Genomic DNA, 19,228 nt, shown 5'->3' with positions numbered 1-19,228 from the left:
ATCCTTTATGCTGATCTAAAGATTTATCAATCTACATCACCTCGATCAATTATTTTTGAATCCATAACCATTGGTTATTTTACCCAATGATGTTTCCAAAATAGAGCTATGGAACGGTACGAAATAAATAGGAGCTTCTCCGTCTACAAATCCACGGAATACATAATCAGAATAATCAGACTCGTAATCAAGAATATCCTTACCCCAGTTTACCATTGTATAGCCATCAGCTTCCAAAGCCTTAGCTTCGGCACTGCCCGGTTCAATGTGTTTAAACAGACCTTGAATTGCCAAATTTGTACCCGGATTTGCCGAATAAATTGATTTGCCGGTATATCCTTCCCAGTCATCAAATACACCACGCCATCCCGGATACATTACCGGGTCTGTTTCATCGGTACATTGAGTAGTCAAGCGGTAACCATACTGTGCTTTAGCATCTACGCTCTTAGTCCATACATACAGTGAAATCGTATTGCCATTTTCGAATGTATAATAGCCGTTAGTCTTTAATCCGTTAACCATCGCAGCCAAATCAGCTTTCAGTTTCTTGATAGCTTCCGGCAACTTACCAGTACGGATCAAATCGTAACGGCGAAGACCTTCACCACCAAACTCCAGTTTACGCTCCTGCTGAATAGCTTCTTTGATACCACCCCATTTAGAAATGAAACCATCAAGATTAGCAAGTTCCGGAGTCGCAAACGCACGGTTATGAACTTCCGACAAGTACTGCTTAGCAGTCATTTCATCACCCAGTTCGGCTTTTACCTCTGCCAACATCAAGATAACATCCGACATACGTACAAATGGATTATTGATACCTGATTGACGCTGTTTTTCCCAACGTGGCTCCGGCTGACGGTTTTCATCCCATTTGTTATTGGCAATACCACCACCATTAGCCTGTGATCCCGGAATAAATGGTAAAAGCTTTTCTACTCCATTCTTTCCATCGCTACCTGTAACCGTACAAGTAACATCACGCCGCATGTCATTCGGATCGAAATCACCATAGTAGTAAGTAGGATGGAAACGGCTCTGACCATAATTCTTACACGGATAGTTGTTCGAGCTACCAGCCGAACTTGGACGGCCGAAAGCATAAGGACGCTCTGTCTGAACTCCTCTGGTTTCAGGAATTTCATAAATACTTTCAGAAGAGAGTACTAAATTCTCATTCTGCTGGAACACGTACTGATAAGGATTTCCAAACGACTGACCATCAGAACCTTTTGCACGAGGATCGACTGTACATAATGCTGCTGTACCTGGATTATCAACACAGTTCTGCAAATACGTTTCGGCTATTTCATAGAACTTCTTATAATCTGTACGTCTACCGTAAAATGCATTGTTTGCATCTACTGTATTCAACTTTTCAAAGCTCAGCACATTTCCATCCAGATCTTTATAGAAATCTGTTCCCAAATCAGTACGACGAGTAGAATAACCTCCTGCATACAGACACATACGACCGATTAATGCATCCACATAATTACGCGTCATCATACTTGCATCTGCGCCGACATTTTCGCCCAAATAATACATGTAAGGTTCAACTTGCATCAATTTGTTGATATGGTATTCATAAATCTGATCACGTGGAGTCAGACCTTCCGCAACTACACCAGGTACCAGATTATGAGGAACATCTCCCCAAAAACGGAGTAATTCATTATAAGCAGTAGCACGCAAAGCCACGGCCTGTCCGTACAAGTCTGTCATTTCTGTTACCGAGCCTGTTCCTGCTTCAATAGCCTTATAGGTATCAGTTTCCTCAATAGCATTACAAAGCGTATTACATGTAGCAATGATGCTATATAAAGCCGGCCATGCATTTACGCCATTATTTCCAGCCGAGTTAATATCAAAGTTGGATGTACCTCCATAATACAAATTTTCCGGGATATGACGTGCCTGTGCATCGTAACCTTCGGGATGCCGTTCTGAATCCGATCCGCAAACTACCAAATCGTAAAACAAACCATTGGCATGAACATAGGCTTTTGCACGCCACTTTTCATAAGCTTCCATTAAGGCACCGCGAGCCGTTGAAACGTCTCCAAACACAAATTCCGGAGTAGCTTCAGATGGTGAAGACGTATCCAGAAAATCTTCACACGAAGTTATATTGAGCATTAAAAGTCCAACACCTAAATATGTATATAATAACTTTTTCATTGTCTTTTCATTGATTAGTTAACAGATTATTTAATTAGAATGTAATGTTTACACCAAATGTAAATGTTCTTGCACGAGGATAAGTACCATAGTCCATACCCAACAACGGATAGTTTCCTGTGTTGGCAGCAGTTGTACTCTTATCCGGATCAGCATTAACTTCAGGATCAATACCAGAATAACCTGTAATAGTAAACAAATTACCAGCAGTTGCATAAATACGTGCACGTTGCATACCAATCTTCTTTGTCCATTCTTTCGGGAAGGTATAACCAAGAGTTAATGTATTCAATCGCAAGAATGAAGCATTTTCTACGAAGGTTGACAAAACAGTACCATTTTCCATATAAGGGACACCGTATTTAGCACCAGCATTCAATGCATCCAATGCAGCCGGTTCTACAACAGGAACCAGTTCTCCATTCTGGATATCATAAATCTGGTAGCAGTCATTGATGAATTCCAGCTTATTGGCACCTGCACCTGTATCCTTGTTACCATACATATTAATCAAAGAGTTAACATTGTATACATGACCACCTGCAGCCCATGCAAATCCTGCACTGAAGTCGATATCCTTCCATGTCATGTTCAAATTGAAACCACCGGTATGAGGATGAGTTATTTCACCTAAATCAGCAACATCTTCTGTATCTGCTACACCATTACCATCCAAGTCACGCAGTTTAACTGCTCCCGGGAATGCTTTCTGACCTTCCGGCAAATTATAGTGGTTAGGATAGTTACCAACCTGATTACCCAAGTCGGCTACACCTGGTTTCAACGTATACATCTGGGTTGCCGGATCGTAATTAAAATCGGCTGTTGTATAGAAACCGTCGCAGATGTAACCACGAATCAAGCCAACAGGTTTTCCTTCACGGAACTCATAGTCGTAAGTCGGAGTTGTAGCACTGGAAGCCCACTGAGAACCATATTGTGCAATGATATTATCAGCCAGTTCATCGATGTTGTTATGGTTATAGTTATAAGTTGCAGAAATACCTAATGTAAAGTCTTTGGTACGGACGATATCATAGTTCTAAGCAATTTCAAAACCTTTATTCGAAGTCTGTCCGATATTCTGATATTGATATGAATAACCGGTTGTTTCATCAATAGGAATACACATCAACAAGTCTTTCGTTGTATTCCAGTAAGCATCAATGGTACCAGAAAGACGGTTGCCGAAGAAACCGAAATCCAAACCGATATTTCTTGAAATAGTTGTTTCCCATTTCAGATCAGGGTTAGAAAGCATACCACTGGGTTTATAGCCTGAATAAGTCTGCCCGTTGAATGTCACAGTAGTAGATTCCCATGTTTCTCTCCAAAGACTGGCATCAATATTATCAGCACCTGCCATACCATAAGACAAACGAAGCTTCAAATTATCCAGCCAGCTACGAGTACCTTCCATGAATGATTCATCAGAAAGACGCCAAGCAAATGCACCTGCCGGGAAATATCCCCAACGGTGGTTAGGAGCAAATTTAGAAGAACCATCGGCACGGAATGTAACAGTAAACAGATAACGATCCAACAATGAATAATTAGCACGTGCAAAGAATGAAACAGTCTTGTCGGGAGTACCAATTGAGTTACTGAATTTATCCTTTGCCAAAGTCTTGTCTGTTTGGTCGATCATACCGAAAGCCTGATCAAAATCGAATCCTTCGGGATATCCGTGACCTTCAATCTCTGTTGAGTTCGATTTAGAAACAATGGTTTCCTGACCTAACAGGAATGACAAGCTATGTTTGTCACCCAAGCCCTGAACCTGATAATTCAACGTATTTACGTTACGTAAATTATAGCCTTCGCTGCGAGTCAGCTTAGCCACTTTATGACCTTGAGTCAGACCGTTTTCATAATACTTAGTTTCACCCCAGTTACGACCGGCACCAACTTCAGCACGTAAAGTCAAACCTTCAATAATATCCCAAGACAGAGCAGCAATACCTCTGATTCTTTGTTTTCTCGCAATATTCTGGACATCGTTTGTCCAGTCAACCGGACTTCCGTAAGAAGCATCTACATTATCAGCACCTAAACCAAATCCACCAAATGTTTCAGGATCTCCCAAAGGATTATCGATAGGACGCCAGCGGTATGCACCTGACAATAAAGAACCTTTACCGTTTGTTGAAGATTCTTTTCCAGTAGTCTGATCTTCAGAATAACGAACATCAACATCCAACTTCAAATTTTTCAACAGCTCCTGATTCAACTTCAATGATGTGTTGAAACGATTATAACCAGAATTAATCTTGATACCTTCATCATTCAGATAGTTGACATTCAATACAAATTTTGTTTTTTCGCTACCACCTGAAATTGAAAGGTTGTGTGTATGAGCAATGGCATTACGCAGCATATCGTCAGTCCAGTCGTGCACGCCCACGTTCGCGTAGTCAGCAAAATGATTTCCATAAGCAGCACCTAATCCAAAATATTTGGCTACGCCATCAGCGCTAACAGCACCACCTGTCTTTTCCAAGGCATCTGCATAACCCCACTGATATTTTACATAATCCTGAGCACTGAGCGGATCCAAGGTCTTGGCAGCAGCTTTGGTCTGTATATATCCATTATAAGTAACAGACAGCTTATCTGTCTTTGCTCCCTTTGTAGTAACCAAAATAACACCATTTGCACCACGTGCACCATAAATAGCAGTAGACGACGCATCTTTCAATACATCAATTGTTTCAATCTGGTCTGCAGGAATATCAGAAATAGAACTTACCGGAAACCCATCAACGATAAACAACGGATCGTTGCTCTGTGTAATAGAACCTCCACCGCGAACTCGAATGGAAACCTCCGCACCCGGACGACCATCCTGAGAAACAACTGACACACCGGCCAATTTACCTTGCAAAGCCTGAGATACATCCGAAACAGGGTTCGCTGTCAATGTTTCATTATTCACTGATGCAACAGAACCTGTCAGGTCACGTTTCTTTACAGTTCCATAACCAATAACAACAACTTCATCCAGTGCTTCTGTATCTTCTTTTAAGATAATGTTGAAAGAAGATTTACTTCCAACCGAAATAGACTGTGGTACATAACCTACATAGGTAATAGTAAGTACATCCGAATCTTTTACATCCTGAATACTAAACTTACCATCGAAATCTGTAATAGTACCATTAGTAGTACCTTTCACCAATACATTTACACCAATCATAGGCTCACCGGCACTATCCTTAATAATACCAGTTATCTGTTTTCCTTGTGCAAATGCAAGTACACAGAGCATACTCAATAAAAATGTAGAATATACCCTTTTCAAAAGCAGTAGTCTGTTCATACGTGTTTTTAGTTTAGATAATAAATAAGGTTAATAGTTCTCATAAGAATTACAACATTTCAAAATTAGGAAAGATACGACTGATATAATTGATAAAAAATGGTTTTTTAGTGGTAAAAATTGGTTTTTAACAGTTCAGCGGCCCTTGTGAAGAACAATCTGGACTATTTCGCTGGGGGTAAACAAGCGAATATCTTTGCGCGACGTACCTATCCCATTGCTGATTATCACGGGAATTCCCTTGCTATTATATTTCAGGCCAGTAAGGAAACGATTACCGTATTTTGAGAAATGTGCAAAAGCGTATTTATGAAACAAACTGACCTGACCTCCATGTGTATGCCCTGCCAGCGCCAGATCGGTATTACTTACATCCACATCTTCAACATAATCAGGCGTGTGTGTCAGCATAATGACATAATCTTCCGGACGGAGAAACAAGGTAGGCGAAACTCCGTTTTTTGTCAAATCAAACGGATTGCGAATTCCACAAAGTAAAATATACTGGTTTCCCTTCCATATCGTATCTACTTGATGCTCGAGCAAGTGAATTCCTGTCCGTTGCATTTCTTGCCTGACAATTTCATAATTGGCATTATTCTCATGGTTACCCATTACCCCATAGGTACCATAAGGTGCGTGAAACTGCTGAAGCACATCAAAAAGTTCAGACAAATTTCCTCCATTCCTTCCCCGGTAATCTCCTCCTAACAGCAGAAGATCGGCATCGGTAGCCTGCAAGGCTTTCAACAAACTGGGAAGTCTTTTCTTTCCAAAGCGGCTCTCATAATGAAAGTCGGAAGCAAAAGCTATCCGAAATCCGTCAAAAGAATCAGGAAGCTGTGTGCTATATATGTCGTATTTCTTTACACGTCCTATTCCATGATATTTCGACAGAGAAGCCGTGGCACACGAAGAGAGTAAAATCATGACTGCCAAAAAAACAAGATAAATAATCTTTTTCATGGTATATAACTAAATCCTTAAACGAAAATAACACTTTTCTACCAGCCAAGCAAAGTGTCGGCAGAATTTTCTAACTTTGCACCATAAAATAAATTGGATTTATGGTAAAACAAAATTCTGCAAAAGCCTGGTTGCTGGCCAGCCGTCCCAAGACCCTGACAGCAGCTTCCATCCCAGTCATGCTGGGGTGTGCACTGGCTTCAATGTACGGACATTTTCAGCTTATTCCGGCTATATTATGCTTCTTATTCGCTTTTCTGATGCAGATAGATGCAAACTTTATCAATGACTTGTATGATTATCTGAAAGGTACTGACCGAGAAGACAGACTCGGACCGGAACGTGCCTGCGCACAAGGTTGGATTTCTTCGTCGGGTATGAAGAAAGGAATAGCCATAACGACTTTACTGGCTGCATTGGACGGGCTCTGCCTGCTCTGGTACGGTGGCTGGGAAATGATTCCGGTAGGCATTGCCTGCATTATTTTTGCCTTCTTATATACCGCCGGTCCTTATCCGCTTGCCTACCATGGCTGGGGGGACGTACTGGTTTTAGTATTTTTCGGATTTGTTCCCGTAGGATGTACTTTCTATATCATGGCACACAGTTGGAATACTTCTGTTACCATGGCTTCGCTTGCCTGTGGATTTGTGATAGATACGTTGCTGATGGTCAACAATTTCCGCGACAGGGAGCAGGATGCTATCAGCGGAAAGAAAACAATCGTTGTACGACTGGGAGCCCGTGCCGGACTGATTCTATATTTTCTGCTGGGACTGGCTGCATGCTGGAGTTGTTTTTATTTTGTAACCGAGGGCAGACTATGGGCAGCTATCCTGCCACAGATTTATTTGTTGCTCCATATTTTTACCACCGTGAAAATGGCACGCATCAACCGAGGAAAGGAACTCAACGTCATTTTGGGAGAAACTTCAAGAAACATGTTGCTGTTCGGCATACTACTTACTGCCGGCCTGTTACTCAACGCCTGATAATTATCAATTCTCACTCCTATGAACGGCAGAATCAAGGAACTCGATTTTTTAAAAAGCATATTCATCATTCTGATGATTATCTTTCATCTGGTATACATCGGCGATTCGTACCCATATGCCAAACAAGTGGTCTATACCTTCCACATGTCGGCATTTCTCATCATATCGGGATATCTGAATAATATAAACAAGGAAACTAAAGCTTTCGGACGGAGCCTGCTCTGGATATTCATTCCGTATGTCTTCATGGAAGCCGGCTACGTGGTCATGTCGGCAGTTCTCCCCGTACGGGAGAAAGTAACCGAACTCTCTGCCAGACTTCTGTTGTATAAAGCTATCATTGCTCCCATGGGACCATACTGGTATCTGCATACGCTGATACTCTGCAACGCCAGTTATTTCCTGATCTATAAGGTGACGGATAAGTGGAAAGGCATAATCCGTTTCATCATCTTGGGAATATTCCTGTATATTCTTTCCGAAGTACGATTGCTGACATTTGCCAATGCCATTTACTTCCTGGCAGGAGTGGCTATCCGGCAAAGTGGCCTTCCCATTATCCGTGTATTTCAGCCCAGCTTTCTGTCGGTAGTCCCCCTCGTCATCTTATGCTGTTTTCCGGAGAACCTGAACCGCGGCACACTGGCTGGTGTAGCTATAACCTATTTGGTAATCAGTCTGTTGCTTGCAACTTACACCTATTTGCCGGAAAAAGTAAAAACACTTCTTCGTTATATCGGTAGTAATACACTGGTGATTCTTCTATTTTCGCCCGTATTTACCATTTTATCGAAAGCCTACCTGCCGCTTTTTGCTTTCGATGCAACAGGTATTTGCTTTACGATTGTTTCGGTGATTTTTGTTATATCGGGGTGCTTTGGCGTAACTTATGTACTCGACCGCCTGCACATCTCACCTTATTTTTTAGGAAAGAAGCGGATGCTTCCTCCCTATCCTCCAGCCGACTAATCGCGTTCTATCAGTACAGTAGCATACGCCGAAATGCCTTCCTCACGACCGGTAAAGCCTAACTTTTCGGTCGTAGTCGCCTTTATGGACACATCCTCCGGATCTATATTCATGACATGAGCCAGCACTTCCTGCATTTCAGGTATACGAGCTTTCAGCTTCGGACGTTCGGCACAGACCGTCGCATCGATATTACCTACCCGATAACCTTTCGTAGCAATCAAATCGACTGTACGTGCCAGCAGAATCTTGCTGTCAATATCTTTAAACTCACCGGCATTATCGGGAAAATGATAGCCGATATCGCGCATGTTGGCGGCTCCCAGCAACGCATCACAAATAGCATGAATCAATACATCGGCATCCGAATGACCCAATAATCCCAATTCGTGCTCCAGCTTGATACCTCCCAGCCAAAGCTCACGCCCAACGACCAGCCGATGGACATCGAAACCAAATCCTACACGTATTTTCATCGTACGTAAAAATCAAGAACTTTTTCGTTTTCCAAATAACCTTCCAGGTGATTGTCTATATGCACCGGACCTACGCCAACCGGCGTTCCCGTAAACAGCATATCGCCAATTTTCAATGTACAGAACTGGCTGACGTATGCGATAATCTGATCTACCCGGAACAGCATATCCTGTGTATTTCCCTGCTGCACAGTCTTTCCGTCAATATCCAAATGGAAATTAATATGCTGAATGTCGGCAAATTTCTCCACAGGTACCCAGTCGCCTATGGCCGCCGAATTATCAAATCCCTTACACAGTTCCCAAGGTTTACCTTCGGCACGGAACTTACGCTGCAAATCGCGTGCGGTAAAGTCGATACCTACCGTAACGGCATCATAATAACGGTGTGCAAAACGCTCGGAAATATTCTTTCCCAAACGGTTAATGCGTACTACCAGTTCGGTCTCATAGTCTACCTGCTGGCAGAAGTCAGGAATAAAAAACGGCTTGCTGTCCTTCAGCAAGGCAGAGTCCGGCTTCATGAAGATGACCGGTTCTTGTGGCAATGGTTCGTCTGCATGCAATTCCTTGCAATGCAACGGATAGTTCATGCCGATAGCTATAATTTTCATGGAGAATTATTTCTTTATTGTTTCATTCAAACGATTGAACATCACTGCCAGATGAGCATAAAGTGATGTATTCTGTACTACAATATTTTCAGGAACCCGAATACGGAAAGGAGTAAAGTTCCAGATAGCCTTGATGCCTCCTGCAATCATCTTATCGGAAATCTCCTGGGCAATGGTAATGGGAACGGTCAGCACACCGATATTTACCCCATCTTGTTTCATGCGCTGCTCAAAGTCATCGGAATGATAAATGGGAATACCGTTGATTTTTGTTCCTACCAGTTCCGGATTAATATCGAAGGCTCCAACAATCTGAAGCCCGAAATGCGAAAGACCTGAGTCGCGCAGTAACGCCCCCCCCAGGCTACCAACCCCGAAAAGATACGCTCTGTGCATATTGGTAAATCCTAAAAAATCCTCAAGCACCTCAATCAGCAGGTCAATGTCATAGCCTACACGAGTGCGTCCGGCAATATCTACATACGAAAGATCCTTGGCTATTTGCGAAGCGTCTATATTGATTTGCTTGGAAATCTGCGTGGAAGAAACATATTTCTCCCCTTTCTCTTTCATCAGCTTTGCATTCGAAAGATACCACGGCAGTCTACGTAAGGTAGGCTCCGGTATTTTATCCGTATTTTTACGAGTACGTATTGCCATTTTTTGCGCTTCTGTAAAGTTATGCCTTGTGCAAAATTAAGGTATTTATTCGGAAACGCACACAGAATATAGAAAAATGTACCTATCTTTGAGTCGGATTAAAATTAATTCACATGAAAAATAATGATTGGAAAGACCGACTGAACATTGTATATTCCACCAATCCGGACTTTAAGTACGACAACGGAGAAGAGGAAGAAATAGAAACGCTGGACAAAAAACAGCAGAAACTTCGTGTATCAATAGAAAAAAAAGGACGTGGCGGAAAGACCGTTACTGTAATAACCGGCTTTGCTGGCAACGAAGAAGACTTGAAAGAGCTGGGTAAGCTGCTAAAGACTAAATGTGGTGTAGGCGGATCGGTAAAAGAGGGAGAAATCTTGATACAAGGAGAATTCCGTCAGCGTATTATCGATTTGCTGAAAGCGGAAGGCTATACACAGACTAAATAATATTCAGGTACACGCCCAACAAACAATATCAACTGGGATTATAAGCAAGAAAGCAGGAGGTTTTTCTCTAACCGTCTGGAAGACTTCTAAAGTTTTTGTACAAATCTTCTAATTTTTTGTACAAATTTTCAAAAAACATCCCGATGTTTTTTCTTCAAGACAGCGGCCTTCAGAACAATTCATCTCTTCCTTCCAGTTCGAAATGGTAAGCCGCAAGAAGTATTAATATTAAAATTAAAACGCCAACGGATGTTTTTACAAACACGTTGGCGTTTCTAACATAGGCTACAAGAGAATTAACTTTTCCTCAACAAATAGCCAACTAAATCTATAATCTATAAAACTATAACCTATTTTACTTATATATACCTTTATTTAGAACGGACATTTTTGATTATCTACCCACTCTATTTCCTTATATGGTTTTGCATTATATCCATGTCCCGTTACATCAAGTACGGTTCCATCTTCCTGTGTTTCGCCATTAAAACGCCAATAAGCGATCAATCCTTCTGTTGTTGGGTCAACATAACAGATACCATCTTCAAGCTCTGCTGGAGTACGAGCTACATTCCATACACGGCATTCACTGATATAGCCATCGAAGAAACGTGAATAACCAGCAGAACGACCGATAGCAAATGTATCTTCCCACGAGTGTCCATCGTATGCCATACTCAAATTGATAGAACCACCATTATTGGTTTCTACAAAATGAATCTGTTCACCATCCAAATATACACGAAGATATTGTCCGTCATAAACAGCAGCAAAGTGCAACCAATGTCCTGTTTCAAATTCCTTCTCTACCCAAGATTCATAATGATCTTTCTGGTCCGGATGAGAAGCTGTACCGATAGAACCTTTTGCCAATTGTAACTTATTAGTAGGATTTCCGGCACCGTCGCCAAAACGGAACAAAAAGTTTTCCTCACAACCGCACAACGAACTGATACCATTTGCACTATTAGCCGTAGTAGGGAAAGATACCGGTAATACTTTCATTTCCAATGTCATCTGATTTAATGCTTTCACCGGACTATCTTCGCCCGCAAAACCAGGTATATCAAAACAATTATTACGATGCAAATAAGCAGCCTTTACGGTAATAACTTTAGTCAGCATCACATAAGCTGTACGAGAAGCTTCCAAGACATCTAAATCACCACCCTCAACAGAAACAATCGATACAGGCAAACAATAAGAAACTCCTTCCTGTAACTGCTCAGAGTCGGCATTTATCTTTATTTGTGAAGACAAAGTCTTACCAGAATTAATCACGACTTCAGTACCTTCTATACTGTAACTTCCTTCGGGAGGCAATACACAATTACGTCCTGTAGATGAATTAAACGCATCCAACAGTTCCGGTGATTCTTTTAAACTGATTTTCACATCGCCCTCTGCTTTATTAGTAGAAGTTACAGTCAATCCAATACTAGACTGCCCATCTACCAAAAATCGAACAGCAGAAGATTGCAAGGTTCCTGTCATATAAACAGCATCCCCATACTCGGGTCCACTTTTACAACCTGTAATACAAAGCAGTAAAGCCCAAAAACAAAAAACTATATACTTTTTCATATCTTATTTTTTTATTTTACATATACATTAAAATCTCCAATAGTAATAGAAGCTACTTCACCATAATAGTAAGAATCAACTACAGGAATTTCCATACGAAGATAACGCATCGCTACCGGAGCATATAAAATTACATTTTTTGTTGAAGTAGAAGAGATTGTTCCTAAATCTTGCCAATCTGTACCATCCTGACTATATTCAACTTTAGTACCATTGGTAAATGAATTATACTCCCACCATCCATAATATAAATATAAAGCACGAAGAGCTGTTACATTATATGACTTTTGTAAATCTACGACAACATGATAAGGTTGTTCAGAAGATAGTTTCCATTCTGTAGATGTACTTTCATCAAACATATCTGAAACATTACCACTTATAGTTACTCCATCTGATTCTTCAATATATGCCGACCATCCCGTCCTGTCTTTCACTAACGTTCCTTGTACATCATTATCAACAGCCTCATCATCAATCATACCAGACTTAATACTTACACTGACCGGGATATAAGTACAATTCATATTTGTACTAACAGCAGCATTTTCTCCTTTTACATTTTCCAATTTTAAAGGAATCAGATAACCTTTTTCACTACGTAATTGAGGTAATATATCTTCGTTCACAACAATATGTATCGAATCAGAAGACTGATATTCACCTGCAGGAATAGTCATTTCCTGATTTTCAATGCGAAGAGCATTTTCCGGTAACACATCAAAATCCGAATTGTTAGTCATGTTATATGCATCAACAAGAGAATTATCAAAACCAACAGTGGCCTGAATGGTACCTGAATGATTACCTGTTACATACACTGGAAATTTCAAATCCAACGAACTAAAACTTTGAATCGGAGTATGTATAAAAGTAAAATCTCCGCCTGTATAAGATTTTATATATACACGATTCATAGAATCACCTGGAAAATCGTATGTTTCATCATCATTGCACGATGTACCTCCCAGCATGGCAAAGATACCTGCCAGCATATAAAGAAACTTTTTTGTATTTTTCATATTCTCAGTCAAACAATATTAAATTAATGAACCGCAGGGTTCTGAATCTGAATACATTCACGGAAACGCTTATAAGGGTACGGATTATTTTCATGCACATTATAATCACGATGGATAAAAAATGCTCCAAAGCCACCTTTACGTCCTTCAGCCGGTTGATAACGTGCTTGTTCATACATTTCACTCATAGTACCTTGCCATCCGTCTCCCATGTTACAACAAAAAACAACTTTCTCTATCGGCCAGGTAGTACTGGTTCCCCCACCATAAGCTTGCTTAAAATAATAATCACAGATATCATACAACTGCGAAGAGGGATCTCCCGGTGAATCAACACACAATAACTTGTTAACGTCGGTTACCCCACTTCCATATCGTTCCTGAATAAGCTTTAAACGTTCTTCTTTTGTTATATTAGGGTTAGGACCCATATACTTTGACAGATGTTGCATAAAGTAATCAAAATAACTACCAGACAAGAAATCGCCTTCAGGTTCATAGTCCGCATCAAAACCGTCCAAATCGTTCAAGAATACCTGATCGAGAAAATATTCTGCATACATTTCAATAGCCTTCTTAAGAGCAGCTTCTCTTTCTTCACCGTAAGGCATAAGTTTTGCTTCATTATAGGCAATCTTAAAATCGTGATCATCGGTTTCGGCATCAATACGGGTTATGGCCACAACAAGCATCTTAGTGCCCTTTACTTTCTGAACAAAACGAAGTTCATCCCAAATTTCCTGATTTTCCTTTGCAGGAATTCCTCCCCACAAAGAGCAGATATCAAGACTGTCCGGCAGTCCCATGAAACGTACGGCCATAGAGTTCTGCTGTCCATATTGAGAGAACCATCCAAAAGCAATAGAATGATCGCTTGCTTTATAGTCACGTAAATTTTGATAATACAAATCGCTATAGGTGTAAGGATTCTGAACCGAAACAGATTCTATATCCGTATTACATGCAGTCATTAATCCTCCTGCCAATACTACACTCAACAAATATTTAATAAATTTCATAATATCGAATTTTATTATAATTAAACTTACATTATCTTCTGACATCCCACCAGAGTCTTGTTCCAGCAGTATCACCACCTGTACCCAGCAAAGCAACAGCAGCCTGAGTATTTTGGCTATTATCAGAATATTCTGTTGTCGGGAATTTCAAACGACTGATAAGTTCACCGTCTGCGACTTCATTTTGATGTGCATAAGATGCGATTCTCACAAAACCAGGATATCCTGTACGACGCATCTCGCTCCATGCTTCCTGTCCGTCAGGGTAAAGGGCAATCCACTTCTGAATCATAATACGTTCCAGTTTTATTTCATTAGAAACCCCTTCTTCCCAAGCTACCGCTCTTTGTGACAAATATCCGGAAACATTTGTTGAACGATTCGTCACTGGATCTGTATAAGAAGCCAGAGGCAGACGTTCTGAATTAGTAATATATTCATCAACTCCAGATACTCCATCTTGAGAGAAAGATGTACGTATGCCCTGTTCATAATATTCCTGCACTGTACCACTTCCTAATCCTAATCTCAATTTTGCTTCAGCAAGCAAGAAGTATGCTTCGGCAGCATCCATCCACTGCATGTCACTATTTTCATTAAAATTCAATCCTGAAGCTGCTGCTATATAGCTGTCTTTTGCTATATTATCCATACCATTTCTTACTCCATGATATTTACCGTCATTGGTCGCTGTACGGAAATATTTAGAAATACGTGGATCATTATAGCCGTTCAGATAACAATCCATCGTTGCTCCCATACGTATATCCTGAAAACTTTCACTTATTTCCCACAACGGATTCACAAAAGAAAAATTAGTATTCTGATGTAATATTGCTGAATCATCAATTGAAGTCATCAAACCTGACGGATGATTTATCGCAGCTGTAGCCTCCGTGCGTGCTTTTGACTCATCGACAAAAGAAATACGCATAGCTAAACGTAAACGCAGAGTATTAGCGAATTTAATCCATTTACCAACATTGCCACTATAAATATAATCATACTGCTCCATATAGTTGGCAGAAGTCGTATTATTATAGTCGGTCAAAACAGCTATGGCATCATCAAGTTCGTCGAAGAACTGATAATATACGTCTTTCTGGCTATCATAAGGGACCTGAGTTGTTGTACCAAACTGACTGTAAGGAATAGGACCATACATATCTGTTATACGACTCATTCCTAAAACCTTAACAATAGTAGCTAAAGCTCTTGCCGGAGAATTTTCTTCTGTTACATCATGAATTGATTTCCAAGGTTGCATTATATAAGTATATGCATCTCTGAAAGGAGCATTGTACCAATCTCGATAAAGAACATAATGATCGTTATGATAACTAGTATAACTGAATGTATTGATGTTAGCTACAAAACTGGCAAAAATATCACCATTCAAGACCTCCGTAATCTGATATTCACCTCCGAGTCCGACACCATCAGCACTTTTACCAACAATAAATACACCTCGAAGCATTTGAGTAAAATAAGCTCCTGTATTCAAATTATCCTGTTCCATTTGTTCAGGAGTCACTTCATTGGGATTGATATTCCATTTTTCAAACTGGCTTGTACAAGAAGATACACAAAGGCTTCCTGCCAATAAAAGATACAACCAGTTTCTTTTTGTATTTTTCAATGTATGTTTCATTTTTGTAAGCATTAGAAGTTAAGTCTAACAGAAAAACCAAGATTACGCAAACTTGGAAGCATAAAGTAATCCATTCCAGTAAAATGTGTACCTGTACTTGCCGTTAGTTCTGGATCAAAAGGAGCCTTACAATAGAACATCATTAAATTATGTCCTGTAAAAGCAACATTCAATCCTTTAATCCAAGGTACCACTTTTGTTATAGGCACATCATATCCAAGTGAAAGTTCGGCTAAACGAACATTAGTCGCACTATAGACATACATAGAACCCGCTCCTGTACCAACTGTCTGATAATATTTCTGAGCAGCAGGAACCAAACTACCATTAATAATAACTCCACCCGCATCGCGAGCATCTGCTGAAGCTTTGGAAGTACCATAAGCATCCATCAAGGCTTGTGTCATAGAAACACAAACACCTCCTACACGAGCATTGATCAAAAAACCTAAAGACAGCCCCTTCCAGTTAAAAGAGTTACGCCATCCCATTGTATATTTCGCCTGAGAGTTTCCAGCATAGATCCACCCGTCCTTTCGCTCACCGGCATTCTTATCAATAGCAACTGTATTATTTACATAATCCACATCTATATATCCATGCTCATCGGTACGTAAAGCTGTTACATACAAATCACCAATAGATCCTCCTTCCGTCAAACGTGACATAACATTTCCAACTCCTCCAAGATCTAATATATCTTGTTCTACGGTTAGACCTGTAGAAAGTGTAGTAGGTTTCAATAGCTTCTTAATCTTATTACGGTTCAGTGTATAAGTAAATGTCGAATTCCACTGTACCGGACCTAATGGCTGGTTCAATGCCAAACTTAATTCAATACCTTTATTATCAACCTGTCCACCGTTTATATAAATAGATGTATAACCAGATGATGCAGAAAGTGAAGGATTAAACAACTGATTATAAGTAGATGTTTTGTAAAGCGAAACATTCAATGATAATTTATCGCCCCAGAAATTTGACTGTAAACCAACTTCCCAAGCTTTTGTTCTTTCTGGTTTGATATCTGTATTTGGATAAGTCGAAGCCGTAGTTGGTATACCAGACTGATAAGGATAAGTCTGAAATGCGATATAGCGCGTTGGGGCATTACCGACTTCACTGTAAGAACCCCGTACTTTCAAGAAAGTCAGAACATCATTTTTTATAGGAAGCAAATCTGTCAAGATTGCAGACAAACCAACAGAAGGATATGCAACATTCTTCGAATTTGTCCAGGCTAGTGCTGAGGCCCAATCTACACGTCCTGTTACATCCAGATACAGCTTACTTTGCCAGCCTAACTGAGCCGTAGCAAAAACGGACTGAGTCTGGTCATGATATCCATCCTGATCGAATTCAGCATTAGCCTGATTCAAATTCTTCAAAGTAAAACTGTTTGCCACAGAGTTAAGATCACCTCCAACACTATAATATTTATAATTAACATCTTGAATGCTGGCTCCCAATGTAGCAGTTAAAGAGAAGTCACCAAAATATTTATCAATATTCAGCATAAGGTCTCCATATACTTGTCGAGTTGTAGCATCCGCTTTGTAATAAGCTCCATATTGCTGAGCAAAAATAGCATCAGTAGATGCCGAATATTTTTTCTCACTGATAGCAGAAGTATAATCAAATTTAGTACGGCCACTAATCGTAATTCCTTTTGCAATATCATAAGTCAGACCACCACTTACCAAAAAGCGGTTTTTGCTATTCACAAATTTATCACGGTTGATAATCCAATAAGGATTTTGCATGGCAAGTCCCATATTTCCCCACGGCCAGTACTGAGTTTTAAAGCCACGGCTTTCATCATACATTTCAAATAATTGATAGGTTTCCAGACTATAACTTGGAGACATCAGATATACTGGTACAATTGGATTGAAATATTGTCCTTGAGATACCATATTCTGTTCACGGATGTTTACATAGTTGGCACTTAAATCGAGATGCATTTTATCGTTCAACATACTGGTAGTATTACGAACCGAAAAATTATAACGGTCGTATGTATTATTTTGTACGATACCTTCTGCATTGGTAGCCGCCAAAGAAACAAAAGTCTGGTTTTTTTCATTACCATTACTTAATGTTAATGAATTAGTTTCATTCCAACCTGTTTGAAAAAAATCTAACGGATCATAATCACTCGGTTGAGCCAATTTTTGTCCCCAACTTTGAAATGATCCTGTTGTAGCGCCATAAGTATTCTGAAAATCAGGCGTCACAAAAGGATTATAAAAGGAGGTGTTATTTGCATAACTGACATTCAGCTTATTGGCTGTACCTTTTTTAGTAGTAATCATGATTACACCATTTGCAGCATCGCTACCGTATAGTGCAGATGCAGCAGCACCACTTAGTACAGACATACTTTCGATATCTTCAGGATTAATCATTGATGCCCCGTCACCAGATTGTCCCATACCCGTAAACTGATCATCCGGCTGAGTTGTATCCAAGGTAGGCATAGGTACACCGTCAATAACATACAAAGCATTATTATTCCCCGAAATGGACTTAGCACCACGCATAACCACCTTTGCTCCTCCACCAATACCAGACGAACTGGTATTAATAGAAACACCAGCAATCTTTCCAGACAGACTATTTACAAAGTTAGCATCTTTTACACCAATAATTTCACGTGCTGATACTTCTTGCACATTATAAGAAAGAGCTTTCGCTTCCTTCTTAATACCAAGCGCTGTAACCACAACTTCATCTAAGACTTCATTATCTGAAGCCAGTGTAATGTTATAGAAATTCAGATCAGAAACTTTTATTGATTGTGATTTATATCCGACATATGAAACTTTTAATGTAGCCCCTGAAGCAACATCCAATGTAAAGTTTCCATCAAAATCGGTAATTGTTCCTGTTGCACTTCCAGCGACGGACACATTTACTCCAATAAGAGATTCACCTGTCTCATCAACTACTCGTCCCGTTATTTTCTTATTTTTGGTATTACTTTCCTTCTGTATAGGCACAACTACTATACACCCATTTTTTATCTGATATGTAAAGCCCGTATTTTTCAATATAATTGTTAGGGCCTCATCTAATGACTGATTACTGATATTCAGTGAAATTTGTTTATTGGCTAACTGAGATTCGTTGTAGGCTACAGACATCTTAGACTGTTTTTCAACTTCAGTTAACGCCTTTTTTAAAGTTATATGATTGTTTTTAATGGTAATTCGCTCGGCATTTTGAGCGAAAAGTGCTGTCCCCACAAACAATAAACAGCTAATTAATACGTACTTTTGAGTTTTTTTTAGATACAAATTCATATCTTTGTAACG

Annotated in this window: 13 protein-coding genes and 1 pseudogene; 3 read left to right on the top strand and 11 right to left on the bottom strand. The window is 40.0% G+C overall.

Annotated features, from left to right (window positions below):
• Positions 1-45 precede the first annotated feature (45 nt).
• The 3 genes and pseudogenes from WKT12_RS08065 to WKT12_RS08055 form a co-directional block, all read right to left on the bottom strand.
• The gene (locus WKT12_RS08065; protein WP_340319369.1) at positions 46-2,184 is read right to left on the bottom strand and encodes a RagB/SusD family nutrient uptake outer membrane protein; all 2,139 of its coding nucleotides are present in this window, start codon (positions 2,182-2,184) and stop codon (positions 46-48) included.
• A gap of 34 nt (positions 2,185-2,218) precedes the next feature.
• Positions 2,219-5,503: pseudogene (locus WKT12_RS08060) on the bottom strand (SusC/RagA family TonB-linked outer membrane protein).
• Between the two features lie 135 nt (positions 5,504-5,638).
• Positions 5,639-6,469 carry a metallophosphoesterase gene (locus tag WKT12_RS08055; protein WP_340319368.1) on the bottom strand — a complete coding sequence of 277 codons (831 nt, stop codon included), beginning with the start codon at positions 6,467-6,469 and terminating at the stop codon, positions 5,639-5,641.
• 101 nt (positions 6,470-6,570) lie between these two features.
• On the opposite strand from WKT12_RS08055, the gene WKT12_RS08050 reads away from it, so the two are divergent.
• Both WKT12_RS08050 and WKT12_RS08045 read left to right on the top strand, forming a co-directional pair.
• A complete protein-coding gene (locus WKT12_RS08050) occupies positions 6,571-7,461 on the top strand; it encodes a 1,4-dihydroxy-2-naphthoate polyprenyltransferase (protein ID WP_340319367.1) in 891 nt (296 codons plus the stop codon).
• Between the two features lie 21 nt (positions 7,462-7,482).
• Positions 7,483-8,433, top strand: a complete 951-nt coding sequence (locus tag WKT12_RS08045; protein WP_340319366.1) for an acyltransferase — start codon at positions 7,483-7,485, stop codon at positions 8,431-8,433.
• Here WKT12_RS08045 and ispF read toward each other — a convergent pair.
• From ispF to WKT12_RS08030, 3 genes are read right to left on the bottom strand one after another with little or no spacing between them, the layout of a single operon-like run.
• A complete protein-coding gene (ispF, locus tag WKT12_RS08040) occupies positions 8,430-8,909 on the bottom strand; it encodes a 2-C-methyl-D-erythritol 2,4-cyclodiphosphate synthase (protein WP_021969992.1) in 480 nt (159 codons plus the stop codon). The genes WKT12_RS08045 and ispF overlap by 4 nt on opposite strands.
• A complete protein-coding gene (locus WKT12_RS08035; protein ID WP_021969991.1) occupies positions 8,906-9,523 on the bottom strand; it encodes a fumarylacetoacetate hydrolase family protein in 618 nt (205 codons plus the stop codon). The genes ispF and WKT12_RS08035 overlap by 4 nt, the downstream gene beginning before the upstream one ends.
• Before the next feature lie 6 nt (positions 9,524-9,529).
• Positions 9,530-10,183: a redox-sensing transcriptional repressor Rex gene (locus WKT12_RS08030; RefSeq protein ID WP_021969990.1), complete on the bottom strand. Its 654-nt coding sequence runs from the start codon at positions 10,181-10,183 to the stop codon at positions 9,530-9,532.
• 113 nt (positions 10,184-10,296) lie between these two features.
• Here WKT12_RS08030 and WKT12_RS08025 point away from each other — a divergent pair, with 113 nt between their 5' ends.
• Positions 10,297-10,635 carry a translation initiation factor gene (locus WKT12_RS08025; protein WP_340319365.1) on the top strand — a complete coding sequence of 113 codons (339 nt, stop codon included), beginning with the start codon at positions 10,297-10,299 and terminating at the stop codon, positions 10,633-10,635.
• A 375-nt stretch (positions 10,636-11,010) separates the two neighbouring features.
• On the opposite strand, the gene WKT12_RS08020 is transcribed toward WKT12_RS08025, so the two are convergent.
• From WKT12_RS08020 to WKT12_RS08000, 5 genes are read right to left on the bottom strand one after another with little or no spacing between them, the layout of a single operon-like run.
• A complete protein-coding gene (locus tag WKT12_RS08020; RefSeq protein WP_340319364.1) occupies positions 11,011-12,219 on the bottom strand; it encodes a DUF1735 and LamG domain-containing protein in 1,209 nt (402 codons plus the stop codon).
• Positions 12,220-12,230: 11 nt separating this feature from the next.
• Entirely contained in the window at positions 12,231-13,241 is a 1,011-nt protein-coding gene (locus WKT12_RS08015) for a BT_3987 domain-containing protein (RefSeq protein WP_340319363.1), read from the bottom strand.
• A gap of 23 nt (positions 13,242-13,264) precedes the next feature.
• A complete protein-coding gene (locus WKT12_RS08010; protein WP_340319362.1) occupies positions 13,265-14,260 on the bottom strand; it encodes a glycoside hydrolase family 18 in 996 nt (331 codons plus the stop codon).
• A gap of 31 nt (positions 14,261-14,291) precedes the next feature.
• Positions 14,292-15,911 carry a SusD/RagB family nutrient-binding outer membrane lipoprotein gene (locus tag WKT12_RS08005; RefSeq protein WP_340319361.1) on the bottom strand — a complete coding sequence of 540 codons (1,620 nt, stop codon included), beginning with the start codon at positions 15,909-15,911 and terminating at the stop codon, positions 14,292-14,294.
• 11 nt (positions 15,912-15,922) lie between these two features.
• Positions 15,923-19,216 (bottom strand): SusC/RagA family TonB-linked outer membrane protein, encoded by a 3,294-nt coding sequence (locus WKT12_RS08000; RefSeq protein ID WP_340319360.1) that lies wholly within the window; start codon positions 19,214-19,216, stop codon positions 15,923-15,925.
• Between the last annotated feature and the right edge of the window lie 12 nt (positions 19,217-19,228).

Origin of the sequence: Phocaeicola sp. HCN-6420, assembly GCF_037890145.1 — a bacterium.
Lineage (GTDB): Bacteria > Bacteroidota > Bacteroidia > Bacteroidales > Bacteroidaceae > Phocaeicola.
This window is presented reverse-complemented; position numbering and strand designations above follow the sequence as displayed.